At 63.7% G+C, this 26,809-nt stretch carries 26 protein-coding genes; 15 read left to right on the top strand and 11 right to left on the bottom strand.

The features are described 5' to 3' along the window. Nucleotides 1–128: 128 nt before the first annotated feature. The 3 genes from IVA95_RS01150 to IVA95_RS01140 form a co-directional block, all read right to left on the bottom strand. A complete protein-coding gene (locus tag IVA95_RS01150) occupies nt 129–614 on the bottom strand; it encodes a peroxiredoxin (RefSeq protein ID WP_213246504.1) in 486 nt (161 codons plus the stop codon). 108 nt (nt 615–722) lie between these two features. Beyond that, complete coding sequence (locus IVA95_RS01145; protein ID WP_247508824.1) at nt 723–1,274, bottom strand: DUF924 family protein; 552 nt, start codon at nt 1,272–1,274, stop codon at nt 723–725. A 21-nt stretch (nt 1,275–1,295) separates the two neighbouring features. Beyond that, entirely contained in the window at nt 1,296–2,978 is a 1,683-nt protein-coding gene (locus tag IVA95_RS01140) for a long-chain fatty acid--CoA ligase (protein WP_247508823.1), read from the bottom strand. On the opposite strand from IVA95_RS01140, the gene IVA95_RS01135 reads away from it, so the two are divergent. Next, nucleotides 2,959–3,105, top strand: a complete 147-nt coding sequence (locus IVA95_RS01135; protein ID WP_247508822.1) for a hypothetical protein — start codon at nt 2,959–2,961, stop codon at nt 3,103–3,105. The two genes, IVA95_RS01140 and IVA95_RS01135, sit on opposite strands and share 20 nt — an antisense overlap. Nucleotides 3,106–3,154: 49 nt before the next feature. Here the strand turns inward: IVA95_RS01135 and IVA95_RS01130 are convergent, their stop codons facing one another. The 3 genes from IVA95_RS01130 to IVA95_RS01120 form a co-directional block, all read right to left on the bottom strand. Beyond that, on the bottom strand, nt 3,155–4,579 hold the full coding sequence (locus IVA95_RS01130; protein ID WP_247508821.1) for a D-alanyl-D-alanine carboxypeptidase family protein: 1,425 nt from the start codon (nt 4,577–4,579) through the stop codon (nt 3,155–3,157). A 210-nt stretch (nt 4,580–4,789) separates the two neighbouring features. After that, a complete protein-coding gene (locus tag IVA95_RS01125; RefSeq protein ID WP_247508820.1) occupies nt 4,790–6,568 on the bottom strand; it encodes a glucan ABC transporter ATP-binding protein/ permease in 1,779 nt (592 codons plus the stop codon). A 303-nt stretch (nt 6,569–6,871) separates the two neighbouring features. After that, nucleotides 6,872–7,948 carry an ABC transporter substrate-binding protein gene (locus IVA95_RS01120; RefSeq protein WP_247508819.1) on the bottom strand — a complete coding sequence of 359 codons (1,077 nt, stop codon included), beginning with the start codon at nt 7,946–7,948 and terminating at the stop codon, nt 6,872–6,874. Nucleotides 7,949–8,188: 240 nt separating this feature from the next. Here IVA95_RS01120 and IVA95_RS01115 point away from each other — a divergent pair, with 240 nt between their 5' ends. From IVA95_RS01115 to IVA95_RS01085, 7 genes are all read left to right on the top strand, one after another. Beyond that, nucleotides 8,189–8,590 carry a hypothetical protein gene (locus tag IVA95_RS01115; protein WP_247508818.1) on the top strand — a complete coding sequence of 134 codons (402 nt, stop codon included), beginning with the start codon at nt 8,189–8,191 and terminating at the stop codon, nt 8,588–8,590. Between the two features lie 124 nt (nt 8,591–8,714). Further along, entirely contained in the window at nt 8,715–9,137 is a 423-nt protein-coding gene (hisE, locus tag IVA95_RS01110) for a phosphoribosyl-ATP diphosphatase (RefSeq protein WP_247508817.1), read from the top strand. A 66-nt stretch (nt 9,138–9,203) separates the two neighbouring features. After that, a complete protein-coding gene (locus tag IVA95_RS01105) occupies nt 9,204–9,785 on the top strand; it encodes a YqaA family protein (protein ID WP_247508816.1) in 582 nt (193 codons plus the stop codon). A gap of 40 nt (nt 9,786–9,825) precedes the next feature. Continuing rightward, complete coding sequence (locus IVA95_RS01100) at nt 9,826–10,413, top strand: hypothetical protein (RefSeq protein WP_247508815.1); 588 nt, start codon at nt 9,826–9,828, stop codon at nt 10,411–10,413. A 129-nt stretch (nt 10,414–10,542) separates the two neighbouring features. Beyond that, nucleotides 10,543–11,511: a nitronate monooxygenase family protein gene (locus tag IVA95_RS01095; protein ID WP_247508814.1), complete on the top strand. Its 969-nt coding sequence runs from the start codon at nt 10,543–10,545 to the stop codon at nt 11,509–11,511. Between the two features lie 46 nt (nt 11,512–11,557). Next, nucleotides 11,558–12,292: a 3-oxoacyl-ACP reductase family protein gene (locus IVA95_RS01090; protein WP_247508813.1), complete on the top strand. Its 735-nt coding sequence runs from the start codon at nt 11,558–11,560 to the stop codon at nt 12,290–12,292. A 120-nt stretch (nt 12,293–12,412) separates the two neighbouring features. Continuing rightward, entirely contained in the window at nt 12,413–13,186 is a 774-nt protein-coding gene (locus IVA95_RS01085) for a thioesterase family protein (protein ID WP_247508812.1), read from the top strand. Nucleotides 13,187–13,244: 58 nt separating this feature from the next. On the opposite strand, the gene IVA95_RS01080 is transcribed toward IVA95_RS01085, so the two are convergent. Together IVA95_RS01080 and IVA95_RS01075 are read right to left on the bottom strand one after the other, a co-directional pair. Next, a complete protein-coding gene (locus IVA95_RS01080) occupies nt 13,245–14,813 on the bottom strand; it encodes an ABC transporter substrate-binding protein (protein ID WP_247508811.1) in 1,569 nt (522 codons plus the stop codon). A 64-nt stretch (nt 14,814–14,877) separates the two neighbouring features. Next, a complete protein-coding gene (locus IVA95_RS01075) occupies nt 14,878–15,426 on the bottom strand; it encodes a hypothetical protein (protein WP_247508810.1) in 549 nt (182 codons plus the stop codon). Nucleotides 15,427–16,019: 593 nt separating this feature from the next. Here IVA95_RS01075 and minC point away from each other — a divergent pair. Genes minC through minE form a run of 3 tightly spaced genes read left to right on the top strand, consistent with a single transcriptional unit; the run spans nt 16,020 to nt 17,846 of the window. Next, complete coding sequence (gene minC, locus IVA95_RS01070; RefSeq protein WP_247508809.1) at nt 16,020–16,718, top strand: septum site-determining protein MinC; 699 nt, start codon at nt 16,020–16,022, stop codon at nt 16,716–16,718. A gap of 19 nt (nt 16,719–16,737) precedes the next feature. Further along, entirely contained in the window at nt 16,738–17,553 is an 816-nt protein-coding gene (gene minD, locus IVA95_RS01065) for a septum site-determining protein MinD (protein ID WP_247508808.1), read from the top strand. Further along, nucleotides 17,550–17,846, top strand: coding sequence for a cell division topological specificity factor MinE (gene minE / locus IVA95_RS01060; RefSeq protein ID WP_213246534.1), 297 nt, complete (start codon nt 17,550–17,552; stop codon nt 17,844–17,846). The genes minD and minE overlap by 4 nt, the downstream gene beginning before the upstream one ends. A gap of 128 nt (nt 17,847–17,974) precedes the next feature. Here the strand turns inward: minE and IVA95_RS01055 are convergent, their stop codons facing one another. Then, the gene (locus tag IVA95_RS01055) at nt 17,975–19,537 is read right to left on the bottom strand and encodes an AMP-binding protein (RefSeq protein ID WP_247508807.1); all 1,563 of its coding nucleotides are present in this window, start codon (nt 19,535–19,537) and stop codon (nt 17,975–17,977) included. 100 nt (nt 19,538–19,637) lie between these two features. Between IVA95_RS01055 and IVA95_RS01050 the strand changes: the two genes are divergently transcribed. After that, nucleotides 19,638–20,618 (top strand): nitronate monooxygenase, encoded by a 981-nt coding sequence (locus IVA95_RS01050; protein WP_247508806.1) that lies wholly within the window; start codon nt 19,638–19,640, stop codon nt 20,616–20,618. Nucleotides 20,619–20,839: 221 nt separating this feature from the next. Beyond that, nucleotides 20,840–23,173 (top strand): mechanosensitive ion channel domain-containing protein, encoded by a 2,334-nt coding sequence (locus tag IVA95_RS01045; RefSeq protein WP_247508805.1) that lies wholly within the window; start codon nt 20,840–20,842, stop codon nt 23,171–23,173. A gap of 27 nt (nt 23,174–23,200) precedes the next feature. Here IVA95_RS01045 and IVA95_RS01040 read toward each other — a convergent pair whose 3' ends face one another. After that, entirely contained in the window at nt 23,201–24,643 is a 1,443-nt protein-coding gene (locus IVA95_RS01040; RefSeq protein WP_247508804.1) for a PLP-dependent aminotransferase family protein, read from the bottom strand. A gap of 95 nt (nt 24,644–24,738) precedes the next feature. Between IVA95_RS01040 and IVA95_RS01035 the strand changes: the two genes are divergently transcribed. Further along, nucleotides 24,739–25,647 (top strand): DMT family transporter, encoded by a 909-nt coding sequence (locus tag IVA95_RS01035; protein WP_213246540.1) that lies wholly within the window; start codon nt 24,739–24,741, stop codon nt 25,645–25,647. Here IVA95_RS01035 and IVA95_RS01030 read toward each other — a convergent pair. Further along, a complete protein-coding gene (locus IVA95_RS01030) occupies nt 25,644–26,294 on the bottom strand; it encodes a hypothetical protein (RefSeq protein WP_247508803.1) in 651 nt (216 codons plus the stop codon). The genes IVA95_RS01035 and IVA95_RS01030 overlap by 4 nt on opposite strands. Nucleotides 26,295–26,444: 150 nt before the next feature. On the opposite strand from IVA95_RS01030, the gene IVA95_RS01025 reads away from it, so the two are divergent. Then, a complete protein-coding gene (locus tag IVA95_RS01025; protein WP_247508802.1) occupies nt 26,445–26,690 on the top strand; it encodes a hypothetical protein in 246 nt (81 codons plus the stop codon). Nucleotides 26,691–26,809: the final 119 nt, after the last annotated feature.

The raw sequence follows: 26,809 nt of genomic DNA, 5'->3' as shown, positions 1-26,809 counted from the left end.
ACTGGATCGCCCGGTCCCGGCTACGCCCTAAGGCTTCGCCGAGGCTTTCCCTTGCTGGCTCGCCGGAGCTTTGGCTGAGGCGGCAAGCCGGGCGATGACAGTGTTATTCATGGCGAGAGTGCCTCAGATCACAACTGCCCCAGCAGCGTATCGCCGCCAGACACCTCGACCTTGCCCGGCGCCGGCTCGAGGTTCAGCTTCTTCACCACGCCGTCTTCCACCAGCATCGAATACCGCTTGGAGCGGATGCCGAGACCATTGCCGGAGGCGTCGAGCTCCATGCCGATCGCCTTGGTGAAGTCGGCGTTGCCGTCGGCGAGGAATACGGCCTCGTCGCGCTGGTCGGTGTCGCGCTTCCATGCGTTCATGACGAAGGCGTCGTTGACGGAGACGATGGCGATGGTGTCCACGCCTTTGTCCTTGATGGCGTAGGCGTTGAGGAAGATGCTCGGCAGGTGCATCTTGTGGCAGGTGCCGGTGTAGGCGCCGGGCACCGCGAACAGCGCCACCTTCTTGCCCTTGAAAATATCGTCGGTGGTTTTGACCTGCGGGCCTTCCGCCGTCATCACGCGAAATTTGGCTTCCGGCAGCTTGTCGCCAACTTGGATCGTCATCGTCAATTCTCCCTCAATGAGCGGGTGTTTCTTAGACCGGGCAGGCAGCCGGCACAATATTCGTCAGGCTCGAAACGGCAACGGTCGAGACCGTTCACGCTTGCGTCATCACGGCGAAAAGCCACCTTCATCGAGGAATGCCTGCTCCTCGGGCGTAGTAGCGCGCCCCAGGATTTGGTTGCGGTGAGGGAAGCGCCCGAAGCGCCGAATGACATCCGCGTGGTGCTCGGCCCATTTCAGGCTTTCAGTGTGGCCGGCTGCGCGTGACAGCTCGATGCAGCGCAGTTGGTCGCCCAGGTGCTCCGAATGCATGAAGGGCAGATAGAGGAATTCGCGCAAAGCTGGATCGATCCGCCCGTCCACGCCGCGATCGATAGCGCGGTGCGCCACGTCGCGCGCCAGCGCGTCGCTGGCATAGGTCCTGATGTCGCCGCGGAATATGTTGCGGGGAAACTGGTCGAGCACGATGACAAGCGCCAGCGCGCCGTCATCGCTCGTTTCCCATGACGATAATTCGCCGGCCGCCGCTCTCTGCCAAAGGCCGAGAAAGCGCCGGCGCACCTCCGCATCGAAAGCGTCGTCGCGCGTGTACCAGCGATCAGGGCCGGCGCCGCGCCAGAAGGCCAGAATGTCGGCTGGCGCGACATTAGTCTCCGTCATGTCGAGAGGTCCGCGTGCGCCTTACGCCGCGGCCTTCTTCTCGTCGCGCAGTTCGCGGCGCAGGATCTTGCCGACATTGGTCTTGGGCAAATCAGTCCTGAACTCGATCTGCTTGGGCACCTTGTAGGCGGTGAGCTGCGTGGTGCAGTGCTTGATGACGTCATCGGCCGTGAGGTTTTGGTCCTTCTTGACGATGAAAGCCTTCACCGCCTCGCCCGATTTCGAATCGGCGACGCCGATCACAGCGCATTCGAGCACGCCTGGATGCCCGGCAATCACTTCCTCGATCTCGTTCGGATAGACGTTGAAGCCCGAGACCAGGATCATGTCCTTCTTGCGATCGACGATCTTGGTGTAGCCGCGGTCGTCCATGACGCCGATGTCGCCGGTGCGGAAGAAGCCGTCGGCCGTCATCACGGCCGCGGTCTCTTCCGGCCGGTTCCAGTAGCCGGCCATCACCTGCGGTCCCTTGGCGCAGATCTCGCCGGGCTGGCCGAGCGGCACCTCCTTGCCGTCGTCGTCGCGGATCGAGATGTAGGTCGACGGCACGGGAATGCCGATCGAGCCGGAGAACTGGTCGGTGTCGGCGGGGTTGCAGGTCAGCACCGGCGAGGTCTCGGACAGGCCATAGCCTTCCGACAGCGCGCAGCCGGTGACCTTCAGCCATTTCTCGGCCACGGCCTTTTGCGTCGCCATGCCGCCGCCGAAGGAGGTCTTCAGCTTGGAGAAGTCGACCTTGTCGAAGCCGGGTGCGTTGAGCAGGGCATTGTAGAGCGTGTTGACCGCCGGGAAGCTGTTGACCTGGTACTTCTGCAGCTCCTTGATAAAGCCCGGTATGTCGCGCGGATTCGGGATCAGGAGGTTGACGCCGCCGGCCCGCACCGCCATCAGGAAACACGCCGTCAGTGCGAAGATGTGATAGAGCGGCAGCGCGCAGACGATGAAGAGCTGGTCGACATGCGGCGGCTTCTTCAGCGCCGGCTGCAGCCAGGCATCGTTCTGCAGCACGTTGGCGAGAATGTTCTTGTGCAGCAGCGTCGCGCCCTTGGAAACGCCGGTGGTGCCGCCGGTATATTGCAGGAAGGCGACGTCATCACGCGTGAGCTGCGGCTTGTTGAGCTTCATGCTGCGGCCGGCGGCGAGCGCCTCATTGAACGAGACGGAGCCTGGAAGCGACCAGGCCGGCACCATCTTCTTCACCTTGCGTACGACGAGGTTGACGATCACGCCTTTGAAGCCGAGCAGGTCGCCCATGCTACCGACGATCACGTGCTTGACCGAAGTCCTCGCGATCACCTGCTGCACGGTCGTGGCAAAATTCTCCAGAACGATGATCGCTTCCGCGCCGGAATCCTTGAGCTGATGCTCGAGTTCGCGCGGGGTGTAGAGCGGATTGACATTCACCACGGCATATCCCGCGCGCAGCACGGCGGCGGTCGAGACCGGATATTGCAGCACATTCGGCATCATCAGCGCGACGCGGGCGCCCTTTTGCAGGCCCTTGCTCTGCAGATAGGCGCCGAGCGCGGCTGACATCTCGTCCATGTCGCGGTAGCTGATCGACTTGTCCATGCAGATGAACGCCTTGCGGTCGGCGAACTTCTTGAAGCTCTCCTCCAGCAGTTCGACCAGCGATGAGTACTGGGTGACGTCGATATCGGCTGGCACGCCGGCCGGATATTGCTTGAGCCAGATCCGCTCCATGGTGTTTCCCCTCTGGTTGTTTTCCCTGTCTCTCGGCCGGGCACGCCTTGTTTTCGGCAGTATTGTGAATGCCGCCGCCGATGGCAAGCGGCTGCGCGCTATCGACCATTTCGCCGATCTGGAATAGTTCGGCCGAATGGCAGGAAAACTGCCTAATTGCGCCGCTGCGCGGCCCGTTAACCAGCCGGCTTGTTTTCGCCTTTGGGTTTAGCAGCGGCCTTCGGCTTGGCCGGTTTTGGCGCGAGCTTGTCTCCGACGGCCGCGGGCTTGGCGGCTGCGGGCTGGGCGGCTGCGGGTTTGGCGGCCGGCTTGGCGGCAGCATCCGGTTTGGCGTTTGCATGCCGGACGACAGCAGGCTTGGCTGCCGGCGTTGCGTTGGCTTCAGCCTTGGGCGCTGCCGCGGCGTCGGGCTTCTTCGCGGCAATCGTCGACTTCTTGCCGCGCTTTGCCGATGCCTGCTTTTCGGCCTCCGCCGCAACGGCGGCGATCAATGCCGGGCCGGTCTTGGTTGGACCGGTATAGACCGGAACGGGCTCGGACGGCTCTGCCGCGGCCGCCAGCAGATCCGCAGGTTTGACCGGGTGGTGCTGCAGCCCCGCCGTGAAGAAGTTCACCGCGGTCTCGCCAGTCGAAGTGTTGCCGTTGCTGGCGACAATGTCCGGGTCCTCATCGGTCGCCGGCCGCTTGCGCTTGCCATTGCACATCTCGTCGCGCAGGTTCGGCGGCGTCGCATCGACCGGAACCAGATTGTCGACGGTACCGAGCGCGGGTTTCAGCCAGCCCAACCCGTTGCCGCCAAAGCCGCGCTCCAGCAATTGCGCGGCGCGAACCGCCCGCGCCTGGCCTGAGGATGCGCCGAGCACGACGGCGATCAGCCGCTTGCCGTTGCGCGTCGCAGACGCAACCAGATTGTAGCCGGAAGCGCAGATGAAGCCGGTCTTGAAACCATCGGCGCCAGGATAGCGGCCGATCAGCTTGTTGAAATTTTGCGTCACCCGGCGGCCATAGCGGATCGAGGGGATTTGCATAAAGTATTCGTATTCCGGCAGGTCGCGAATGACGGCGCGCGCCAGCATCGCAAGATCGCGCGCCGAGGTGACCTGTCCGTCTGCCGGCAGGCCGTTCGGATTGACGTAGCTCGTCTGCGTCATGCCGAGCCTTAACGCGGTCTGATTCATGATTGCCGAGAAACCGTCGACCGATCCGCCGACTCCTTCGGCTAGCACCACAGCCATGTCATTGGCCGACTTCACCATCATCATCTTGAGCGCGTTATCGACAGTGACCTGGGTGCCCGGAGGAAAACCCATCTTGGACGGCGATTGCGAGGCGGCAACCGGCGACACCGTCAATAATGTATCGAGCGAGAGACGGCCTTCCTTCACCGCCCTCAGCGTGACGTAGGCGGTCATTATCTTGGTCACCGAAGCGGGATACCACGGCATGGTGGCATTCTCGGCCTGCAGCACCTTGCCGGTATCGGCTTCGACGACCAGCAGCGCTTCGGCGTGCACGGCGCGCGGCGTCATGACGGCAAGCGCCGTCGCCAGGAAAATCAGGTTCAGTGAGGAAGCGCGAAGCAACGGGCGAAGAAAATGCACTTTTCCGTTCCGGTCCTTTGAGACCCGCCTTCGAAAAGGAGGTCCTCTCGATCTATCGTTCGGGTTTCAAGCGTGTCCGGCGCCGTCGCATTGCGGCAGGTCGCAAACCTATACCGGCTTGGCGATCCAGAACAGAGGCCCGGCGATTTAATCGTGGACGAAATAGGCGCAATTTCGGCGATAGTTGAACCGTAGCAGACGCTTGCCGGCCTATTTGACCTTGATGCCGGCCCGAGCATTCTCCTGCACCATGAACTGGGCCTTGGCGAGTTCCGCGAAGCGACCGCCCATGGCCACCAGTTCATCGAAAGTTCCACTTTCGATCACCTGCCCATTATCGAACATCAGGATGCGGGTCGCGTTGCGAATGGTCGAAAGCCGGTGCGCGATCACAAAGGTGGTGCGGCCCTTCATCACCTCGTCGAGCGCGGCATTGACCTTGGCCTCGGTGACGGCGTCGAGTGCGCTGGTCGCTTCGTCGAGAATCAGGATCGGCGGGTCTTTCAACAGTGCGCGTGCGATCGACAGGCGCTGCCGCTCGCCGCCGGATAGCATTCGGCCGCGCTCGCCGGCATGGGTCTCGAATTTCTTCTCGCTGCGCTCGATGAATTCCAGCGCCTGCGCGCGGCTTGCGGCGATCCGCATTTCCTCGTCGGTCGCGTCCGGCTTGCCGACGCGCAGATTGTCGGCGATCGAGCGGTTGAACAGCAGTGCCTCCTGAAACACCACGCCGATGTTCCGCCGCAGCGCCGTCAGCTTCAACGCGCGAATGTCCATGCCGTCGATCTTGATGATGCCGGACTGCGGATCGAAGGCGCGGTGCAGCAGCGCGATCGCGGTCGATTTGCCGGCGCCGGTCGGGCCGACCAGGGCGATGGTCTGTCCGGGCAGAGCGGTGAATGAAACGTCTTCGACCGCGGGCCGTTTGCCGTCATAGGAAAACGAGACGTCGTGGAATTCGACGAGGCCGGAAAGCCGTCCGGTATCGACCGCTCCGGGCCGGTCGCGCACCGCAGGCACGGCGTCCAGCACGTCGAAGAACTCCTGTAGGCGGGGCGCCTCCATGAACACGCTGTTGATGAAGCTCACCACCTGTTCGAGCTTCTGGATCAGCATGGTCGCAAAACTCACGAACATCACGATCTCGCCCACCGTCGTCTGTCCCTGTGCGTGCAGGTAGATGCCGATGGTAAAGATCGCGAGCACGGTGATGGTGGTGGAAGCACGGGTGATGACGGTGACCAGCGCCCACCAGCCCAGCACCGGCATCTGCGCGGCGAGTAGCTTGTCCGCGACGAAGCGCATGCCCTGAACCTCTGCATCGATCCGCACGAAGCTCTGCACCAGTGCGACATTGCCGAGCGCATCGGACGCGCGCGCCGAAAGATCGCTGTACTGCGCCTCGACCTCGGTCTGCATGCCGTAGGTCTTGCGTACGACGAGCGTGGTCAGCACCGTAAACACCACGCACAGCGCGAACAGCAGGATCGCCAGCCGCCAGTTGATGTAGAGCGCGAGCGGCAGCAGCACGACCAGCGACAGGATCGCCGCAAAATGCTCGCGGAAGAATGCGACCCAGAGCCGCCACAGCGCGTCGGTGCCGTTCAGCATCACCTTCATCAACCGGCCGGAATGGGTGCCGGTGTGGAAGGTCAGCGGCAGTTGCATGATGTGCTCGAAATAATCCGTCAGCACCGCCTGGCGCTGGCGGTGCGCCAGCTTGTCGGCATGGAGCGCGACGGCGGCGCTGCAAGCGATGGTGAAGAGCCCGAACACGACCCAGGCCGCCAGCAGCGACCAGGCCGAGTTCGCGGCCAGCGGCCCGGTCTGCGGCTTTCCGGAGAGCACGTCGACGATCTTGCCGAACAGCACCGGCTCGGCGAATTGCGCGCCGGCCAGCAGCAGATTGGCGACGGCAAGAATCCAGCCCAGCCGCGCCTCCTTGCCGAGCAGCTCGAGGACGCGGGTGTAAAGGCGCAGCATGGACATCAGGTGAGGACTCGCGAGACGATTCAGTCGCCATTGTAAGCAGGGTTCACCGAGGAGGACTAGTGAGCTGGGCGAACTCTCAGGCAGTTGAGCGAGCGGCACCCCTCTCCCCAACCCTCCCCCGCAAGGGGGGAGGGAGCCCATCCAACGGTGTCTCTCTCACGAATGCCAACTATGTCCTCAGCACGCGTCATGCGAGTGAGAAGTAAGGTGAGCACGCCCATCAGGCTCCCTCCTCCCTTGCGGGGGAGGGCTGGGGAGAGGGGTAGTCCCGGGCGCTGGCGGCGCGATCAGGACGCGTACTCAATTAATCAGCCGGCTGTTGAGCGGGGGCAGAAACTGGTCGTCGAAAATGTCTGACGCCTGCGGCCGCTTCTGAAACTTGAAGTCGTCCGCGACCTGATCGATCGAGCGTTCGAAGCGTGCCGGATCGATGGCGCCGATGCCGTTGCGTTTCACTTCGCTGGTGAGGATGTAGTCGCGCAGAATGCTTTGCAGCCGCTCGAGTTCGAGGTCCTTCGAGCCACCGTCCATGCGATTTGCGACCTCGGTCGCGGCGCGTTCGGGGTCCTTGACCGTGAGATGCAACCCGCCGATGACGGCTCGCACGAATCCTTTCACCGCCTCCGGCTTGGCGGCCGCCAGCGCCGGATTGGCGATAACAGCGAAACCATAGGCTTCACAGCCATAGTCGGCGAATTTCAGCACCGCCAGATCATCGGCAGGCACGCCACGATCCCTGAGATTGATCGCCGATAGATAGGAAAATCCGGTCACGGCATCGATCTGGCCTGCCGACAGCATCGGCTCCCGCACCGCGGCACTGATGCTGCTTTGCTTCACGCTCTTGATCTTGATGCTGTTCTGGTGCGCCACCGCCGGCCACAGCCGGGCCGACAGGTCGCCTTCGGCGACGCCGAGAGTCTTGCCCTCAATGTCCGTCAGCGCGCGGATGCCGCGGCTCTTGCGGGCGATGATGGCATAGGGCGCCTTGTTGAACAGCACGAACACGGCCTTGATCCTGGGACCGCCCTGCTTGTCCTTGTCGCGAAACCGCATCAATGCGTTGACGTCGACCATAGCGAAATCGCTGGTACCTGCCGCGACACGTGCAATCGCGTCCGGCGATCCGCTGGCGATGTTGGTCGTGACCGCAAGCGCCTCAGCGCTGTACAGGCCGCCGGCGGCGGCCATCACGAACGGCGCCGCCGCGGCATCGATCGGGCGATCGAGCGAAAACTGGATTGCGAGCGGAGGCCGAGGTTCGTCGGCGGCGAGGGCGCTATTCGCCGTGAAGCCCGCAATGGTGCACAGCCCGGCAAGGAAAGCCAAGAGAACGCTCAGGCGAGAGCGGATGGCGTTGGTCCTGATCGCACGCATCGAGATGACATCAGCAAGAGGTGGGTCAAGTTGCCGCGCCGGCGATGTCGGTTTCGTGACATCGCCAAGGGCAGACTAGCCGGTAGGCGAGCTATTGTGCAGCATCTAACCTGAATGGTCGATGACTGCCACGATTTTGCCAGGGATCGTTCAGCCGCCGTTCGGATTCGGGAACCTAGTATCCGCTCGGTGGTTAGCTATCTGAGGCCTGTCAGGCCAGCTCCCACGGAGGACGTCGAGATGTTTGCGCGAAAAGGAGTGTTTTCATCGATCGGCCGCGCCAGCGCGGTGGCGACGGTTGTGGCCGTTGCACTGACGGCAGTCGCGCCAACCACGGCATTCGCGGGCTCCGCGCCGTCGGGCAAGGGCGTGACGGCCTCGACCGGGACCAGCGACGCGACCGATATCAGCGCCCGCCGCAGGCATTATCGCGGTGGAGGTGGCGCGGCGGCAGCGGCGGCCTTTGCCGGCATCGTCGGCACCGGCCTTGCGATTGCGGCCACCCAGAACCGCCGTGACTACTACTACGACCGCCACTACGGCTATTATGGCGGCGGCCCGGTTTATTACGGCAGGCCGGCCCCGTATTACTACGCGCCCCGCGCCTATTATGGCGGCGGCCCATACTATGGCGGCTGGTAAACGCGATCGCTAGAATCGCAACTGTTAAAGATGAATCCACCGGCCGCCTCGGCCGGTGGATTTTTTTCTGGTTGCAGCGGCGGCCGTTAACACGCCGGCCATGGCTTTGCATTAGGTTGTCAGGATGAGTGATTCGCTCGAACGGCTTTATCAGGCTGTTATCGCGGCCAGGGACCTCGACCCGGCCACGTCGCGCACGGCCCGGCTGTTTCAGCGCGGCCCCTCCAAGATGGCCAAGAAGCTCGCCGAGGAAGCCATCGAAGTCGTGATCGATGCCGTCAACGGCAAGGCCGACGCGGTGGTCCGCGAGAGCGCCGACCTGCTCTATAACCTGACCGTGCTGTGGGCTTCGGCCGGCGTAAAGCCGGAGGACGTCTGGCGCGAAATGGAGCGGCGCGAGGACCTGCTCGGCATCGCCGAGAAGCTGCCGAAGCCCGTCAAGTCGCCGAAAACGGCGCCAACCAAACCGCTGCCCAAGGCGACGGCAGGCCCCGCAGTCCGGCGGCGAATTGTCGCGCTGGAAGGCCGTTCCTTACGCAAGCGGTAGTAAATCCGCTCAAATTCCGTCGTTTTCCGGCATGGACAAATCCGCTCCATGATGGTTCATGCGCCCATGCTCAAACGGACTTACGACTGGTTTATCGACGCCGCCGACAAGCCTTACGCGCTGTGGATTATGGCGGCCGTATCTTTCGCGGAAAGCTCGTTTTTCCCGATTCCACCTGACGTCATGCTGCTGCCGATGTCGCTGGCGCGGCCGAAGAAGGCGTGGTGGTTTGCGACCGTCTGTACCATCGCATCCGTTGCCGGCGGCGTGGTCGGATACGCGATCGGTGCGTTGCTCTATGACTCGATCGGGCACTGGCTCATCACGATCTACGGTCTCAGCGACAAGGTCGAAACCTTCCGCGCTTCCTATGCCGAATGGGGCGCGGTGATCATCCTGCTGAAGGGGCTGACGCCGATCCCCTACAAGCTCGTGACCATCACTTCGGGGTTTGCCGGCTACAACATCTGGCTGTTTATACTGTGCTCGATCGTGGCGCGCGGCGGGCGGTTCTTCATTGTTGCGGTCCTGCTCAACCAGTATGGCGACGTGATCCGGGCCGAGCTGGAAAAGCGCCTTGGCACCTGGGTGGCCATCGGTGCCATTGTCCTGGTGCTCGGCTTTTACGCCGCGTTCAAGCTGGTCTAGCGCTTTGCCGGCATCCCGGCTTCAGGTTACGTTTCGTTTCATGTCCGATCGAATCGGCCGTTTGATCAAGCTATTCGGGACGCAACGCGCGACCGTTGGCCTCGTTGTATCCGTGCTTGCGATCGCTCCCGATGCTGGCTGGTCGCAAGCCGGATCGCAGCCCTCGCTCGGCCTGCAGTCGCCGGCCCAGCAGCCGGTGCCGGCGCAGCCCGAGCGGCAGCAGACTGAGCCGCAGCAAGCGCCGCGCCAGGAAAATCCGGGTTTGATCGACGAAATCGGAAAGTTGTTCGAGAAATCCAAATCGCTGCTGCCGTCGCTGAAGATCCCAAGCGAGACCGTCGAGGACTTCAATGCGGGCGCCAAGGGTACCGGCGGTAGCCTGTCGAACCTGGCCAAGCCTTCGACCATGGTGAGTGGGCGTGCGGCGTGTCTGGTGGCCGCCAACGGTGCGCCGGACTGCAAGGCCGGCGCCGACCGGCTGTGCCAGAGCAAGGGCTACAAGGAAGGCAAAAGCCTCGATACGGACGCGGCCGAGAAATGCTCGCCGAAAGTGTTCCTGCCCGGCTACAAGCGGCAGTCTGGCGATTGCAAGACTGAAAATTACGTGACGAGGGCGCTCTGTCAGTAGCGGTCGTTCCGTCGTCTCGCAGCGTTAAAACGCAATACTTGACACTGGAAAGATTGCCTTATTGGTTGGTATGATGTCTGGCATCTCTAGAGCCAATCGTTTGCCTGAATAACCAAAGGATCGTTTCGAATGTCCATGCCCGCGCTGTTCAAGGGCCGCCTGTCGATACCCGTGATCGGGTCGCCGTTGTTCATCATCTCCGTGCCCGATCTCGTGATCGCCCAGTGCAAGGCCGGCGTGGTCGGATCGTTTCCGGCGCTGAACGCGCGGCCAGCTTCGCTGCTCGACGAGTGGCTGGCGCGGATCACGGAAGAACTCGCGGCATACGACAAGGCACATCCGGAGCGGCCGTCGGCGCCGTTCGCGGTGAACCAGATCGTTCACAAGTCCAACAACCGACTCGATCACGATCTCGCGGCCTGCGAGAAGTACAAGGTGCCGATGCTGATCACCTCGCTCGGCGCGCGCGAGGATCTCAACCAGGCGGCGCATAATTGGGGCGGCATCGTCTTTCACGATGTGATCAACCAGAAATTCGCGCACAAGGCGATCGAGAAAGGCGCCGACGGCCTGATCCTGGTTGCGGCCGGCGCCGGCGGCCATGCCGGCACGATCTCGCCGCTCGCCTTCGTCGAAGAAACGCGCGCCTGGTTCGACGGACCGATCGCGCTGTCGGGCGCGATCGCCAATGGCCGCGCCATCCGTGCGGCGCGCATCCTCGGCGCCGACTTCGCCTATATCGGCTCCGCCTTCATCGCCACCCAAGAAGCTAATGCGGTCGAAGCCTACAAGGAGATGATCACGTCGTCGTCGGCGGAAGACATCGTCTATTCGAACCTGTTTACCGGCGTGCACGGCAATTACCTCAAGCCGTCAATCGTCAAGGCCGGCCTTAATCCCGACGACCTGCCGACCTCCGACCCCTCCAAGATGAGTTTTGGCACCGACGCCTCCGGCGAGCGCGCCAAGCCGAAGGCATGGAAGGAGATCTGGGGCTCTGGTCAGGGCATCGGCGGCATCGGCAAGGTGGTGCCGGCCGCCGAGCTGATCGCGCGGTTCAAGAAGGAATATGACGAGGCGGTCGACCCCGCGTTGTGAGGTGCCTTGCGGGTCGCGCCGCCACAAAGGCGACGGAGCATCGGTGATGGCCGGACAGAACTTGAGCGCGCGGGTCGCGCTGGTGACGGGAGCGTCCCGCGGTATCGGCGCGGCGGTTGCCTTGACGCTTGCCGAAGCCGGCGCCGCGGTCGCGGTCAATTACCGCGAGCGCGCTGATGATGCCGATGCCGTCGTCGCCCGGATCAAGGCCAACGGCGGCCGCGCCATCGCGGTCGCGGCCGATGTCTCGCAGGCGGCGGCTGTTGCCAACTTGGTCGAGCAGGTAGCCTCCGCGCTCGGCCCGATCGACATTCTCGTCAACAATGCAGGTGTCGCGATCGTGCGCGGCGTCGACGATCTCACCGAGGACGATTTCGACCGCACCATCGCGGTAAACCTGAAATCGGCGTTCCTGTGCACGCAGGCGGTTGTGCCGGCGATGCGGGCACGCAAATGGGGCCGCATCGTCAATATCTCCTCGGGCGCAGCGCGCGGCGCCGGCGCCATCGGCGTGCACTACAACGCCTCCAAGGCCGGCATGGAAGGACTGACGCGCGGCTATGCAGCGCGCCTCGTCAAGGAAGGCATTACCGTCAACGCGGTGGCGCCGTCGCTGATCGAGACCGACATGATGGGCGGCCGCACCGATCTGGCGCGCAACATCCCCCTCGGCCGCATGGGCCAGGCCGGGGAAGTCGCACAAGCCGTCGCGATGGTGCTCGGCAACAGCTACATGACCGGGCAGACCATCGTCCTCAATGGCGGCATGGCGTTCATTTGACGCGCCGCGTTGCTCGTCGTCTCCCGCGAATGTCGCCGGTGCTCTGCCTGCCGCGGGCTCGACTCGTCCCGCTGAAGCAGGCAAGAAGCTCGTCCCTTGATCGACAGGACTTCTCATTCAATGGACGGCATTTTTCGTGTTGACGGCAACGACGTCGTCACCAGCCCCTTTGCAGCGGGGCCATGGGACCCGAGCATGCAGCACGGCTCGCCGCCGGCGGCGCTGGTGGTGTGGGCGGCGGAGCGGATTCCGACGCCGGTCGCGATGCGGGTTGCGCGCGTGACCGTGGACCTGATGCGCCCCGTGCCGGTGGCGCCGCTGACCATCGAGAGCGAGGTCTTGCGCGAGGGGCGCAAGATCCAGCTCTGTGCGGTGAGGCTGCTCGCCAAAGGCGTTGTCGTGGTCGGCGCGACAGTGCTGAAGATCAAGGTGCAGGCTCACGAATTGCCGCCGGAGGCGGCGATCCTGCGGGTCGAGCTTCCGGGGCCGGATCAATCGCGCGTCGAGCCCGCGGATTTTTCTTCCAGCCCGTTCGTATCAGGCATGTCGCTGCGTGCCGCGCGTGGCCGGTTCGGCGTACCCGGCCCTGGTGCGATCTGGTATCGCGTCGACCGGCCGATCGTGGACGGCGCGCCGGTATCGCAGGCAATGCGGGCGATGGTGGCGGCGGATTTCTGCAACGGCACCTCGGCCGTGCTGGATTTTCGCGAATGGACGTTTCTCAACGCCGACCTGACCGTGAATTTTGCGCGAGAGCCGGTCGGCGATTGGATCCTGCTCGATGCCGAGTCCTGGATCGGTCCCGACGGCGCGGGGCTCGCCATGGCGCGGCTTGCCGACGAGCGTGGCTATTTCGGCTGCGCGATCCAGAGTCTCGTCATCGAGAAGCGCTGACTGCGCGGGGTCGGGTACGTAAAGGGACCGCAATCACCGAGATTGCGGCCTCCTTCAATCATTCGAGATCGATCGGCTGGTAACGCCCGCTTTCGTCGAGTGCCGTGCCCCACACCTTGTTCGAGGCTTGGTGCTCGGAGCGGCCGAAGCTGAGCTGGGTCCCGAGACCGAGGTCGAGATTGCGCATCGTCTCCAGCGTGTCGATCAGCTTCTCCGTATCGATCTGCGGGCCGGTCCGCTTGATGCCCGCGATCAGGACGTTGGCGGCGACATAGCCCTCGAACGAAACGTAGTCGGGCGCTTCGCCTGGGAAATACTTGGCGAGCGCATTCTTGTATTCGAGCACGGCGGACGAATAGCCCGACACCGCCGGCACCACCTGCGTCACGATCACGCCGTTCGTATAACGCGGTCCCAACAGCTTCAATTCTTCGGCAAGCGCGGTAGAGCCGACGAACGAGACGTTGGAGTATATCATCCCCGGATAGAGGTCGCGCGTCTTCTCGATGAACCGCGCCGCGGCCCGATAGGTGGCCACCATGACGACGGCCTTGATCGGCGGCTTCGCGAGCTTCAACTGGTTGATCGCGTCGTCGACGTCGACGGTGTTTCGCGCATAATTGAGCCGGAGGATGGCGCCGTCGTTCACGCCCATGGAGCGAAACGCCTTGGCGACCCCGGCAAATCCGGCGTCGCCGTACGAATCCTGCTGCGCAAACACCGCGATCTGCCGGGGCTGCAGCCGGCGTATCTTGACGAGGTAGCGGACGACCGCGTCGGTTTCCTGAACATAGCTGGCGCGGTAGTTGAACACGTAGCGATCCGGCGGATCGTTGCGCAGGATGTTGGCGCCGGTGAAGGCCCCGAAGAACAGCATCCGGCGTTCGAGCGCATAGGGGATCGCCACCGCCGCTGTCGGCGTGCCGACATTGCCGACGATGCCGAACACCTGGTCTTTTTCATAGAGCTGCTTCATCGCTTCCGCGGTGCGCGACGGCTCGTAGCCGTCGTCGGCGGCGTACAGTTTGAGCATTCGCCCGTCGACGCCGCCGGCATCGTTGATCCGGTTGAAGGCGGTTTCGATTCCGAGCTTCATCTGGCGTCCCAGCTCACGGGCCGAGCCGGAGAAGGGGGCTGCGATGCCGAAGCGGATTTCCTTTTCGCCGATGCCGCGTGGCAGCGGGCCGGTCGGAACCGGGGCCGTCGGCGCGGTTGCCGCGTTCGCTGCCGTTGCCGCGGCAGCAGGGGACGGGCCAATGACACTTGAAAGGCTCGGCCCCGAGATCGAGCGTTCGAGATCGGCAAGCTGACGATCGGCCCGGATGCAATCAATTTTGCCCGAGCTAACAGCGGCGCGGCCATCGGCCACGCTGCGATCGAACGTCTGGGTGAGATCAGAACGCTCCGCCTCGTTCGACGAGGCTTCACGGATCACCTGTGAAAACTTGTCGACGATGGTCTGCGTGCGGGAACGCGCAATGTCGCGGCAGGCCTGGGCAGAGCCGATCACGGGGCCGACGCGGCCTGCAAGATCGCGCACAATCGCAATGTCGCCGGCAGCCTGGGCGCTGCCTGCGATTCCGAAGAGCACGGCCCCGACCAGCAAGGCGATCCGGTGCGAGGTCATGGCAAACTCCTTGAGAACAAGATCGCTACAAGTCGGTTCTCAGGCATTGTCCCCTCCATCTGAATCATGGGTTGGCGCGTTGTGGCGTCGCCGGATCCGGCTTCTCGCGCCATTGCATGAATTGCTTGAGCAACTGGGACTGCTCGGACGCAGGCGAGGCGCTCGGTGGCGTGGAGGCGAGAACGGCCTGGAATTCGCTGATTGCAGGCTTTGGCGAAACCTCTCCGGACTGGAACAGGGCAGCCTTGATCGACTGCACGATGCCGGAGGGCGCTGACGGCTCACCGTCGCTCTGCCGCGACCCCGGCACGAGCACGACGAAGAACAGCGCCACGAGAGCCGAGACGCCGATGGCGGCACCAAAACGCGCTGCGACGCTCCACAACGCCTTCTTCGATTCCAGTTGAGGTTCGCGCATGATCTCGGGATCGAGGGGGTGGCGCAGCGCATCGGATACGGCGCTCTCGAGCTGGGAGTCGAACGATGCCGGAGAAAACGGCGTCGTCGCGGGGCCGGCATCGCGCTGGGAAGCCGACCGCTCACGTAGCGAGCGCGGCGCGTAGTACAGGGGATCGCGGGGATTGATATGGTCCTGCTCACTCACACTACTCATACCGTTACTCCTCATGACACTTGGCGGATTGCCCGGCGGATTGCTTGGCGGCGAAACGGCTGCGGACGTATCGGACAAAAGCTCCAGGTGACGGAAGAGGCGCGCGGTATCATCCACGTCCGCTTTCCGTCCGCTATCGGGTTTGATTGGAAGATTTGAATCAAAGTGCGAAGCGTCGTCCCTGCGTCCGACGACACCTGTCTGCGAGATCGGATCTCGCGACCACTCAACACCCACGACTTGCACTGCCTCGTCCCCTGCCGGCAAATGTCCGTCTGCCCGACGGATTGAGCTGCCAGACCGCAAGGATCTGCCAGCACACATAAGTTTGTTGGAGCCGCGCGAGGACTAATTTAGGTCGGAAACGTGACGAAAGTAAGTTGAGCGCTTGTTAACTACAACTCACGTGACCCCTGTTTTCATAGGGTTTTGCGCGCCATCGCCGCGATCAGCAGCAAGAATCGGCCATAAATGCGCCGGATTCGCCGCCCGTTGCGCCGTTTTCTGCGCGCAGCGCGGGTTTTCGCATTAATTACTCGTTAACGAAGTTGGTCGATTGTTAACCATTCAATAAGAAAGGCGAGTCGAACATCATGGACGTCCGAGCGGATCCCACGCGTCAACTGGTCCGGCTGCGCGGCCGTTCGTATGTCGCATTCGTATTCAGCCCCGTCGTGCCGATCGTGGAGTGGCTCGCCGAGATCGACGCCACGCTGGCGCGCTCGCCCGGATACTTCGTCGGGAAGCCGATCGTGCTCGATCTCTCAGCCGTCGACCTCTCAAGCTCCGCCATCGCCCATCTCGTCGGCAGTCTCAACGAGCGCAACATCCGCGTTCTCGGCATCGAGGGTGTGGGGGAAGACCGCCTCAGCGCCAACATGCCGCCCTTGCTGACCGGCGGCCGTGCCTGCGTGATCACGCGAAGCGAGCCGGCGCAGAAGTCGGAGCCTGAGAAGCCGAAACCGACCTCGCTGCTGCTCGACAGCCCGGTGCGTTCGGGCCAGTCCATCGTCTTCATGGAAGGCGATGTAACCATTCTGGGCTCGGTCGGGTCGGGCGCTGAGATCGTCGCCGGCGGATCGATCCACATCTACGGCACGCTGCGCGGCCGCGCGATGGCCGGCGTCAACGGCAATTCAGCCGCACGGATCTATTGCCAAAAGATCGAGGCGGAGTTGCTCGCCATCGACGGCTACTACCAGACTGCAGAAGAAATCGACGTTGCGCTCCGCAATCGCCCGGCGCAGGCCTGGCTGGAGGGTGACACCATGAAAATTACCCCGCTGAATTAACCGGCTAAGGAGATCAAGTATGGCCAAGGTCCTGGTCGTTACCTCGGGCAAGGGAGGCGTTGGAAAGACTACCTCGACGGCCGCGCTCGGCGCGGCGCTTGCACAAAGCGGGCAAAGCGTCGTGGTGGTCGATTTCGACGTCGGCCTGCGCAACCTCGATCTGGTGATGGGCGCCGAACGCCGCGTGGTGTTCGACCTCATCAACGTGGTGCAGGGCGTGGCCAAGCTGCCGCAGGCCTTGATCCGCGACAAGCGGCTGGAAAATCTCTGGCTGCTCCCGGCCTCTCAGACCCGCGACAAGGATGCGCTCACCGACGAGGGCGTCGGCCGCGTCATCGCCGAGCTGAGAAGTCGATTCGACTGGATCCTGTGCGACAGCCCGGCCGGCATCGAGCGCGGCGCGACGCTCGCCATGCGCTATGCCGACGAGGCCGTCATCGTCACCAATCCCGAAGTGTCCTCGGTGCGCGACTCCGACCGCATCATCGGCATGCTCGATTCGAAGACGGTGAGGGCGGAGCGCGGCGAGCGGGTGGAAAAGCATGTGCTGATCACCCGCTACGATCCGGCGCGTGCGGCGCGCGGCGAGATGCTCAACATCGACGATATCCTGGAAATCCTCGCAACGCCGCTGATCGGCATCATTCCCGAGAGCCAGGACGTTCTGAAGGCGTCCAATGTCGGCACGCCAGTGACGCTCAACAATGCTGAGAGTGCGCCGGCCCGCGCCTATATCGACGCCTCGCGTCGCCTGATGGGCGAGGAAGTCGCCATGGTGGTGCCGGCCGAGCGCAAGAGCTTCATGAACCGGCTGCTGGGACGGAGAGCTGCATGAGCATGAACCTGCTGCGGCTGTTCGGTGGCCGCAACGCGTCCGCTCCGGTTGCGCGGGAGCGGCTGCAGATTCTGCTGGCGCATGAGCGCGGACTGCTCGGCCAGTCCGACCTGCTCGTTACGCTGCGGGAGGAGATTCTCGCTGTCGTGTCGAAACACGTGGCGCTGGATCCCGACAAGGTCATCGTCAAGCTGGAGCGCGGCAAGACGGTATCGACGCTCGAAGTCGATATCGAAGTGCCCAACAATTTCGACAAGTCGAAGGCGCCCGGCGAGAGGCGCATGGCTGGCTGACGAAGGCATCGATCCTCGATCGATTTGCCGTACATCTCAACCTGTCATCCTGAGGTGCGGACCCGTTGGCTCGCGCCTCAGGACGACGGGGATGGCTTTGAAAGGTGAGGTTCCGACCGAGCTACTTGCTACCCCACCATCCGCTCCCGCCCGGTCCAGAAGGCTGCTTTCAGCACCTTCTTGTCCACCTTGCCGACGCCGGTCATCGGCAACTCGTTAACGAACTTGATGTGCTTGGGCGCGTGCGTCGGGCCCTTCTTCGCCTTCACGAGGTTGATCAGCTCGTCCGGATTCGGCCGCGCGCCTTCGCGGGCGACGATCACGGCGGTGACGGCCTCGCCCCATTTATCGTCGGGCACGCCGACCACGGCGACCATGGCGACGTCGGCATGCTGCGACAGGACATCCTCGACCTCGCGCGGAAAGATGTTGAAGCCGCCGGAGACGATCATGTCCTTCTTGCGGTCGAGGATGAACATGTAGCCGCGTTCGTCCGATCGCGCGATGTCGCCGGTGTGCAGCCAGCCGTTCCTCAGCGTCTCCGCGGTGGTGTCCGGCCGTCTCCAGTACTCCGCCATTACATGCGTGCCGCGCACGCAGATCTCGCCGGCCTCACCGGTTGCGACTTCCTGGTCGTCATTGTCGAGGATCTTCACCTGGCAGGCGGCGATCGGGAATCCGCAGGACAGGAACAGCTCCGGCGTCCTGGGATCATGGTCGGCCTTGCGCAGCACGGATACCGGATAGCACTCGGTCTGGCCGTAGAGCTGCGAGAACACCGGCCCGATCCGCTCGATGCCTTCGACCAGCCGGCTCGGCGACATCGCAGACGCGCCGTACAGCAAGAGTTCAAGCGAGGAGAGGTCGGTCTTGTTGAGCGTCGGGTGATCCAGCATCACGTAGATCATCGTCGGCACGAACAGCGTGAAATTGATCTTCTCGCGCTCGATGGTCTTGAACACGGCTTCGGGATCAAAGCCTTTCAGCATGTGTACGGTGCCGCCGCGCATCAGCGTCGGCACCACTTTTGTCCCCGCGACATGGCTGATCGGCGCGACGGTGAGATAGCGCGGCGTATCCGGAATTTCGAAATCGGCGAGGATCGCACTGGCCCAGCCGCCATATTCCCGGTGGTGCCGCAGCGCGCCCTTGGATTTGCCCGTGGTGCCGCCGGTGTAATTGAGCGTGGCGATGTCGTCGGGACTGGCGAAGCTGCGTGCCCTGACGCTGCCTGCGGCTTCAATCGCCTGCAAGAGATCGGCGCCGTAGCCGGCGGGGCCAAGCGTGAACACCGTCTTCACGCCGGCCGCTTTGGCGGCGAGTTCGCCGCCGCGATCGCGAAAGGTGACGCCGTCAACCACCAGCATCTGCGTTTCAGAGTCTTCCAACTGAAACAGTTGGTCGTCTAGCGAACCCAAAGGATGCAGCCAGGTAATTGCAAGCCGCGCCAACTGCGCGGCAACGCCAGCGCACCAGGTGTCGGCGCGGTTGGCGGTGAGGAATGCGACGCGGGTGCCGGGCGCAAAGCCGAGCTGCATGAAGACGCTCTGCATGCGCCCGATCATGTCGCTCGCGCCGCGATAGGTGATCGATCCGCCCGGCCAGGCGAACGCCGTGCGCTCCGGGTACCGCGCCAGCGCCCGCAACGTCTGCTCGCAGGCCGTCGGAAATGCGTAGAGCGGATTCCCCATCTTTCTTCCTCCCGCCTGGTTTTGTAATTGGCCTTCGCTCGTGCCAATGTTGGATGAACGCTAGCACAACGGGCAAGCGGCTCAAGTTAGGAAGAACATCTTGCCGTCGATCGATTCTCTCGCGCGCTTTCGCGATCGTCTCAGCCTGCCGCTGATTGCGGCGCCGATGTTTCTCGTCTCCGGCGTCGAGCTGGTGGTAGCCGCCTGCCGCAACGGCGTGATTGGCGCATTTCCCACGGTGAATTGCCGCAACCCCGAACAGCTCGATCAATGGCTGACGGATATCGATGACCGGCTGAAGGAGCACTCGGACGCGAGCGGCAAGCCCGCGGCGCCTGTATGCGCCAATCTGATCGTGCATCGCTCCAATGCGCGGCTGGAGCAGGATCTGCAGGTGCTGCTGCGTCACCGGCCGGAAATGGTTATCACCTCGGTCGGCTCGCCGGCACCGGTATTGAAGCCGTTGCGCGATGCCGGCGCGCTGGTGTTTGCCGACGTTGCATCCATCCGCCATGCCGAACGCGCGGTCGCCGCCGGTGCCGACGGGCTGGTGCTGCTGACGGCAGGCGCGGGCGGCCAGACCGGCTGGCTCAATCCCTTCGTGTTCGTGCGCGCGGTGCGGGCCTTCTTCGACGGACCCCTGGTGCTGGCGGGCGGCATCGCGGATGGTCACGCCTTGCGCGCGGCCGAGGCGCTCGGCTGCGATCTCGCCTATATGGGTACCAAATTCATCGCCACGCGTGAGAGCATGGCGGACGCGCGCTACAAGGAGATGCTGGTCGCCAGCAGCGCCGACGACATCCTGCTGACCAAGGCATTCACGGGCCTGCAGACTAACATGCTGCGCCCCTCGATCGAGGCCGCCGGCCTCGATCCGGACGATCTTCCCGAGCGGGGCGCGATCGATATCGGCAAGGATATCGACATCGGCGCGCGCGAGAACCGCCCGAAACGCTGGAAGGCTATTTGGAGCGCGGGACATTCCGTTTCGGGCGTGACGGAGATTCTTTCCGTCGACGAAATGGTGGGGCGCACGCTCGCGGAATATCGGGCGGCCGCCGCGCGCGGAAAACCTCGCTAGGTCTTAGGCTCCGGCTTTCATTTTGCAGCCCTTTGAAGTTCCCGGCGGTTCAAGCGCTGCGGCATCATTGCGATGCGAGAAATGCCAAGAGAAAGTCGCCGCACAGGCAAACTTCCGACACAGGATAGCGGCGAAAACAGGCAATCCGACATGACGCACGCACGAAGGCGAGACCGACTCCAGGTTTCGTCGCCGGGCGCATTTTATTCAGCGAGGCCTTCGTGTCGCACAAGCTCTTCCCCGCGATCCTGCTCACCTGCGCGCTGTTTGCCTTCCCGGTTTTCGCGCAGCCCGGCGCTGCGCCTGCCGCCGCTACCGATAAAGCTGACGTCCTGACGCCCGATCAGGCGAAGCGGGCGCTCGATACGCTTTCCGATGACAAGAAGCGCGCGCAAGTCATCGAGACGCTACGCGCGATCGCCAGTGCCTCGCAGCCACCGCAAGCCCCGGCCGGCGAGCCGAAATCCGCGATGCCGCTCACGGCGGACAGCCTCGGCGCACAGCTCCTGCTGACGGTGTCCGAGCAAGTCGGCGAGATCTCGCGCGATGTTGCCGACGTGGTGCGGACGCTGACGCATTTTCGGGCGTTCTATTACTGGTTCGTGCGGACCGCCAACGATCCGTCCGCCTATCATGAGTTGCTCGATATCGCGTGGAAGCTGGCGCTGGTGTTCCTCTGCGCATTTGCCGCCGAATGGCTGGTTTTCCGCCTCATCAAGCGGCCGGTGGCACTCCTCGAAGCGCGGCTTCCGCAAACGGCGCAGGCTCCGGTAACGACGCTCGCGATAGCCGATCCGCCATCGTCTGTCGCGGATATTGCCGCGGCGCCCGCGCAGCATCGGCGGCGGCTCAGCCTGGCGCGCACCTGGCAATCGCTGGTCAGGCTGCCGTTCGTGCTCGGGCGCCTCGTGCTAGAACTGCTCCCGGTGCTTGCCTTTATCGGTATCGCCACGATGTTGCTGGGCACCGGGATCGGCGATCTCGCAACCACCCGGCTGGTGATCCTCGCGGTCGTCAACGCCTATGCGCTGACGCGCGGGCTGATCTGCGTGGTACGGGCGCTGGCCGGGCCCTTTGGCCTGTTTCGCGTTCGCGCCGAGACCGCGGCCTATATCGAGATATGGGCGCGGCGCATCGTCACCGTCGCCGTCTCGGGAATTGCCTTCGCCAATGTGGCGCTGCTGCTGGGCCTGCACCGCGCCGGCTACGCCGCGTTGCTGCGCCTGGTGATGCTGGTGGTGCATCTCTTCGTCGTCGTCGTCATCCTGCAGTGTCGAAGGCAGGTTGCCGACGCCATTCGCGCACCGGCTGGCCGCGACGGCATCGCCGCCAGGGTGCGCAATCGCGTCGCCGGTCTCTGGCACTATCTTGCCATCGCACTCGACCTCGCCTTGTGGGCGGTTTGGGCGCTCAACATCCGCAACGGCTACTCGCTGCTGCTGCAATATTTCGTCGGCACCATCGCGGTCGTGCTGATCGTGCGTCTCGCCACCATCCTGGTGCTGAGCCTGATCGACCGCGGCTTTCGCATCAGCCCGGATCTCAAACGCCGCTTTCCGGGCCTGGAGACCCGCGCCAACCGCTATCTTCCGCTGTTGCGCAACATCGTCTCGGCCGTGATTGCCTTCATCGGCTTCGTGGCGCTGCTGGAAGTCTGGGGCATCAACGCCATTGTCTGGTTCTATGGCGGCCAGATCGGCAGCCGGCTGTTGTCGGCGGTGGTCACCGTCGGCATTGCAGCGCTGGCTGCTGCCGCGATCTGGGAAATCAGCAACGCGTTGCTGGACCGCAAGATCAACGCGCTCTCGCGCGAGGGGCACTACGTGCGCGCAGCGCGGCTGCGTACCTTTCAGCCGATGCTGCGAACGGCGCTGCTGTGCCTGATCGTCACCGTGGTCGGCCTGACGGCGCTCAGCGAAATCGGCGTCAACGTTGCGCCATTGCTCGCGGGTGCCGGCATCGTCGGTATCGCCATCGGCTTCGGCTCGCAGAAACTGGTGCAGGATCTTATCACCGGGCTGTTTCTGCTGCTCGAGAACACTGTCCAGGTCGGCGACAATGTCACGCTGTCAGGCCTGTCGGGAGTGGTGGAGAACGTCTCGATCCGCACGCTTCGCCTGCGGGCCGGTGACGGCTCGGTGCACATCGTGCCGTTCAGCGCGGTGACGACGATCACCAATTCAAGCCGCGGCGCCGGCAATGCGGCCGTCAGCGTCAACGTGGCCTACAAGGAAGACACCGACCGTGCCGGCCAGATACTGAAGGACATCGTCGCCGAAATGCGGCGCGAGCCCGAATTTCAGCACCTGATCCGCGGCGATCTCGAGCTGTGGGGCGTCGACAAGGTGGACGGCTCGATGGCTTCGATCGTCGGCCAGATCCGCTGCACCGATGCCGGCCGCTGGCCGGTGCAGCGGGAATTCAACCGCCGCATGAAGCGGCGATTCCAGGAGTGCGGCGTGGAAATCGCACCCGCTAGCCAAACCGTTCTGATGCAGGTTCCTGCGCCCGCCGACGCCACCGCGAATGCGCAGCCCCGGCGAGCGGCAGGCTAGTTCGTCACGCAAGATCATCCGTGTGTGTCAACGCAGGATTCGACCAACGATGCGCGCCGCTTGGTCGATCTCTTTTTCATTCCATGCCGCAAAGCCGAGAAACAGGCCCTGCTCATTTGTCCTATGATACAGCATGCTCGATAACGGCCGGCTGGCGACGCCGGCGTCGAGCAGGCGCGCGGACAATTGCCGGTCGCTTGCCGGTACGCTGCACCGTGCTAGCAATTGCATGCCGCCGGCCGGGGCTTCGATCGCGAGACGGTCGCCGGCCTCCGCGGCAAGCGCCTGCAGCATGCGGTCGCGCCGGCCCTTGTAAAGACGCGTCATTCTCTTGACGTGGCCGAGATAGGCGCCGGATGCGATGAACTCGGCCAGCGCATCCTGCATCGTGATCGACGTCAGCATTCCCATGTGGCGCTGCGCGCGTTCGAAGACCTCGATCAGCGTTTCCGGCACCACGAGGTAACCGAGGCGGATGTCCGCATACGTCGCCTTCGAAAAGGTGCCAAGATAGAACACGCGCGGCGATGTTGCGAGCCCCTGCAATGCGGCTACCGGGCGGGCCTCATAATGAAATTCGCCGTCATAGTCGTCCTCGATGATGCAGGCGCCCGTGGCTTCGGCGAAACGCAAAAGTTCGAGACGGCGGCCGATCGGCATCAGCCGCCCGGTCGGATATTGATGCGACGGCGTGACGAAGATCAGCCGCGGCGTCTCCTTGCGGGATGAGACGGCCATGCCTTGTGCGTCGAGCGGTATGGCGGAAACGATGGCGCCGGCGGCATGCAATGCGACGTTGGCGCCGCCATAGCCCGGGCTTTCGATCCAGGCGTGATCGCCGCGCTCAAGCAGCGCATTGGCGACCAGCGTCAGGCCGGATTGCGCCGTCGGCACGATCAATATCTGGTCGGCCTTGGCCTTGATTCCGCGATGAACCACGAGATGCCCGAGCAGCGCTTCCTGCAGAGGTGCATGGTTGATGGGCCGGTCACGGCGCAGCGGCGCGTTTCGCGCCGCGCGCCGCAGGCAGCGGCTCCACACATCGTGCGGAAACTCGCGCTCATCCGCCAGCCCGGGCTGAAACGGCCGCGGCCGTCCGTCATGAACGGGCGGCCAGTCCGCCCGCAGCAAGATGCGTGCCCAGGACGACAGCTTTACCCGCGCGTTGCCGGCGCAGCTGCTTCGCGGCGACATGTTGCGGCGATCGAGCGCCAGGCCTTCGGCGACGATCGGACGGCGGCCGGCGGCAAGCGAGAGATAGCCTTCCGCGGCCAATTGCTCGACCGCAAACGAGACGGTGTTGCGCGACAGCGCGAGCGATTGCGCCAGTTGCCGGCTCGAGGGCAGGCGCTGGCCGGGCGCGAGGCGTCCTTCCGTGATGAGGTGCCGCAACTGATCGGTGAGCTGGCGCGTCAGGGTCGCGCCGCCGTCGCGCGCCAGATGCAGCATTCCGGGCAGCAGGTCGTCCACAACTGGCCCCAGCAAATCGTCAAAACTGGTTCTTTCATTAGAGCCAGTTGAAGGGCTAGGCAATGCAGATCGGTTCATGACGGGACCTGTTCGAGATGGCCAATGGACTTTCAACCCGTAGCGCGGCGGCGCTGCTTGCCGGCGTCGTGTTCGCGTGGGGGACCAACTGGCCGGTGACGAAGATGATCGTGCACGACGTGTCCCCGCTTTGGGCGACGGCGATACGCTGCATGATCGCCGCCGCAACCCTGGCGCCGATGTTGTGGGCGCAGGGGGCGTTCATCGTCCCGAAGCGCGGCGATCTGCCGGTGGTGTTCTGCACATCGATTCTGCACCTGGTGGCGTTTTCCGCGCTGGTGGCGGCCGGGCTGCAATTCGTGCCGGCGGGCAGGGCGATCGTGCTTGGCTATACGACGCCGCTATGGGTCGCGATCGGAGCAGCCATGTTCCTGTCGGAGCAGATCACGCCTCGGCGCGCGATCGGTATCGGCTGCGGCCTGGCGGGCCTCGCGGTCATCTTCAATCCGCAGACGCTGAACTGGGGTGACCGCAACGCGCTGTTCGGCAGCGGTCTGATCCTGCTCGCGGCGTTCTGCTGGGCCGGCAACATCGTTTACGTCCGCGCGCACAAATGGATCTCGACACCCTTTCAGCTCGTGTTCTGGCAAGTGCTGCTGGCGGCGGCGCTGCTGTCACTCATCGCGTGGCTTGTGGAAGGCCCGCCGCACATCATGTGGACGGCGCGTCTCGCCGGCCTGATGCTCTATAGCGGAATCGTCTGCACAGCATTCGCCAACTGGGCAATGACAATGGTGAACCGCGGCCTGCCGGCCGTCACCACATCGCTGTGCCTGCTGGCGACGCCACTCCTCGGGATCGTCAGCGCAACCGTGATGCTGAACGAGCCGCTCGAGCCGTCGTTATTTCTGGCGATGGCGCTGATCATCGGCGGCATCGCGTTAGGTGCGGTTGCCGGCGGCTCACTTCGCGCGAAAGCCGCCTAATTCGCTACGAAATACCAATTCTCTTCATAGCGCTCGAGCCGGCTCGGCGGCTTGTCGGCGAATTCGAAGAAGTTTTTGGGATCGCCGCCCGGCGGCACGTGCAGAAAGCCGGTGAAGTAGTGCTTCAGGCCGCGTGAGGTCAAAAACAGCACATAGGTGCCTTCTTCCGTCTCGTCGACGACGATGTCGTTGCCGACGGAAACGTTGGGCCCGCGGTCGCCGAGCGCGACCAGGTTCTTGTTGTAGGAGACGTTGGGTTTCAGTTTGCCGGCTTCGACCCGCGCCACGATCCGTTCGCGGTCGGTCCGGTGCCAGCGGAAATTCTGCTGCAGAGCGACCTGGTGCAGCGGGGCATAGGCGAGAATGGCGAGCGTCAGCGCGCAGATCAGGAAAGGGATGGCGAACTTCGCGCCGTTGGCTCGGATCTTTGGGAGCAGCGAAGCCGACCACACGATGCAGCCGAAGAACACGAGCGCGACCAGCGGCACGATGACAAGCAGGACGAAGCCGGAGGGCCAGTCCGCCATCGACAGTTCGAACGTTGCGATCGACAGCGTGAAGGCTGAAATCGCGATCGTCGCCACCAGCGCGGCGCGAACCGATGGCCCGGTGGCGACTGACGTCGTCTGGGATGTCGCTTCAGCCATGCCGGGCTGTTCCGCTCCGCCGTTTGCTCGGGTCCCGGCGCTTGCCGTTCCGAAGGCTTAACGCGCCGTTAACCATATCGGCCCCAACAATAGCCCCGACGATGGTCCGCCGCCAACGGTCGGACCGACGGCAAATCGAAAGGGGTGTGGATGGATTTCGATCGGTATTTCGCCAAGACCCCGGCCACCCTCGAGGAGATCCGGCGGCGGGTGATGTTTGCGCTCGACCGGCATCCGCTGTGCCGCGGTATCGAATTCGACGTCGTCAGCATGCCGCGCAGCCGCAAGTGCAACTGGACCGTCACCCTGCAGCAGGTCGCCCCCGACGCCCTATGGGAAGCCTCTGATATCGTTGCCGATATCCAGGAGGCCTATGAATTGGCCGCAGCGGCCTGATTCCAGGCGATTTTGCGGGATTTCTCCATCTTTTCGATCGTCTCGGGCCGCCGATTGGCATCGTATAGCCTCAATTATCCTCCAGTTTTCGGCAAAAGGGCCAAACGTCGGCGGGAATG

This window comes from Bradyrhizobium sp. 157 (assembly GCF_023073815.1).
GTDB lineage: Bacteria > Pseudomonadota > Alphaproteobacteria > Rhizobiales > Xanthobacteraceae > Bradyrhizobium.
Note: the sequence above shows the minus strand (reverse complement) of the source record. Positions and strands in the feature narration are given on the sequence as shown.

Coding starts and splice junctions, on each gene's coding strand:
- IVA95_RS01145 (WP_247508824.1), bottom strand. CDS start 1,274: ATGACGGAGACTAATGTCGCGCCAGCCGACATTCTGGCCTTCTGGCGC.
- IVA95_RS01025 (WP_247508802.1), top strand. CDS start 26,445: ATGGATTTCGATCGGTATTTCGCCAAGACCCCGGCCACCCTCGAGGAG.
- hisE (WP_247508817.1), top strand. CDS start 8,715: ATGAGTGATTCGCTCGAACGGCTTTATCAGGCTGTTATCGCGGCCAGG.
- minD (WP_247508808.1), top strand. CDS start 16,738: ATGGCCAAGGTCCTGGTCGTTACCTCGGGCAAGGGAGGCGTTGGAAAG.
- IVA95_RS01090 (WP_247508813.1), top strand. CDS start 11,558: ATGGCCGGACAGAACTTGAGCGCGCGGGTCGCGCTGGTGACGGGAGCG.
- IVA95_RS01105 (WP_247508816.1), top strand. CDS start 9,204: ATGCTCAAACGGACTTACGACTGGTTTATCGACGCCGCCGACAAGCCT.
- IVA95_RS01120 (WP_247508819.1), bottom strand. CDS start 7,948: ATGCGTGCGATCAGGACCAACGCCATCCGCTCTCGCCTGAGCGTTCTC.
- IVA95_RS01150 (WP_213246504.1), bottom strand. CDS start 614: ATGACGATCCAAGTTGGCGACAAGCTGCCGGAAGCCAAATTTCGCGTG.
- IVA95_RS01125 (WP_247508820.1), bottom strand. CDS start 6,568: ATGTCCATGCTGCGCCTTTACACCCGCGTCCTCGAGCTGCTCGGCAAG.
- IVA95_RS01080 (WP_247508811.1), bottom strand. CDS start 14,813: ATGACCTCGCACCGGATCGCCTTGCTGGTCGGGGCCGTGCTCTTCGGA.
- IVA95_RS01100 (WP_247508815.1), top strand. CDS start 9,826: ATGTCCGATCGAATCGGCCGTTTGATCAAGCTATTCGGGACGCAACGC.
- IVA95_RS01115 (WP_247508818.1), top strand. CDS start 8,189: ATGTTTGCGCGAAAAGGAGTGTTTTCATCGATCGGCCGCGCCAGCGCG.
- minC (WP_247508809.1), top strand. CDS start 16,020: ATGGACGTCCGAGCGGATCCCACGCGTCAACTGGTCCGGCTGCGCGGC.
- IVA95_RS01055 (WP_247508807.1), bottom strand. CDS start 19,537: ATGGGGAATCCGCTCTACGCATTTCCGACGGCCTGCGAGCAGACGTTG.
- IVA95_RS01140 (WP_247508823.1), bottom strand. CDS start 2,978: ATGGAGCGGATCTGGCTCAAGCAATATCCGGCCGGCGTGCCAGCCGAT.
- IVA95_RS01095 (WP_247508814.1), top strand. CDS start 10,543: ATGTCCATGCCCGCGCTGTTCAAGGGCCGCCTGTCGATACCCGTGATC.
- IVA95_RS01075 (WP_247508810.1), bottom strand. CDS start 15,426: ATGAGTAGTGTGAGTGAGCAGGACCATATCAATCCCCGCGATCCCCTG.
- IVA95_RS01085 (WP_247508812.1), top strand. CDS start 12,413: ATGGACGGCATTTTTCGTGTTGACGGCAACGACGTCGTCACCAGCCCC.
- minE (WP_213246534.1), top strand. CDS start 17,550: ATGAGCATGAACCTGCTGCGGCTGTTCGGTGGCCGCAACGCGTCCGCT.
- IVA95_RS01030 (WP_247508803.1), bottom strand. CDS start 26,294: ATGGCTGAAGCGACATCCCAGACGACGTCAGTCGCCACCGGGCCATCG.
- IVA95_RS01035 (WP_213246540.1), top strand. CDS start 24,739: ATGGCCAATGGACTTTCAACCCGTAGCGCGGCGGCGCTGCTTGCCGGC.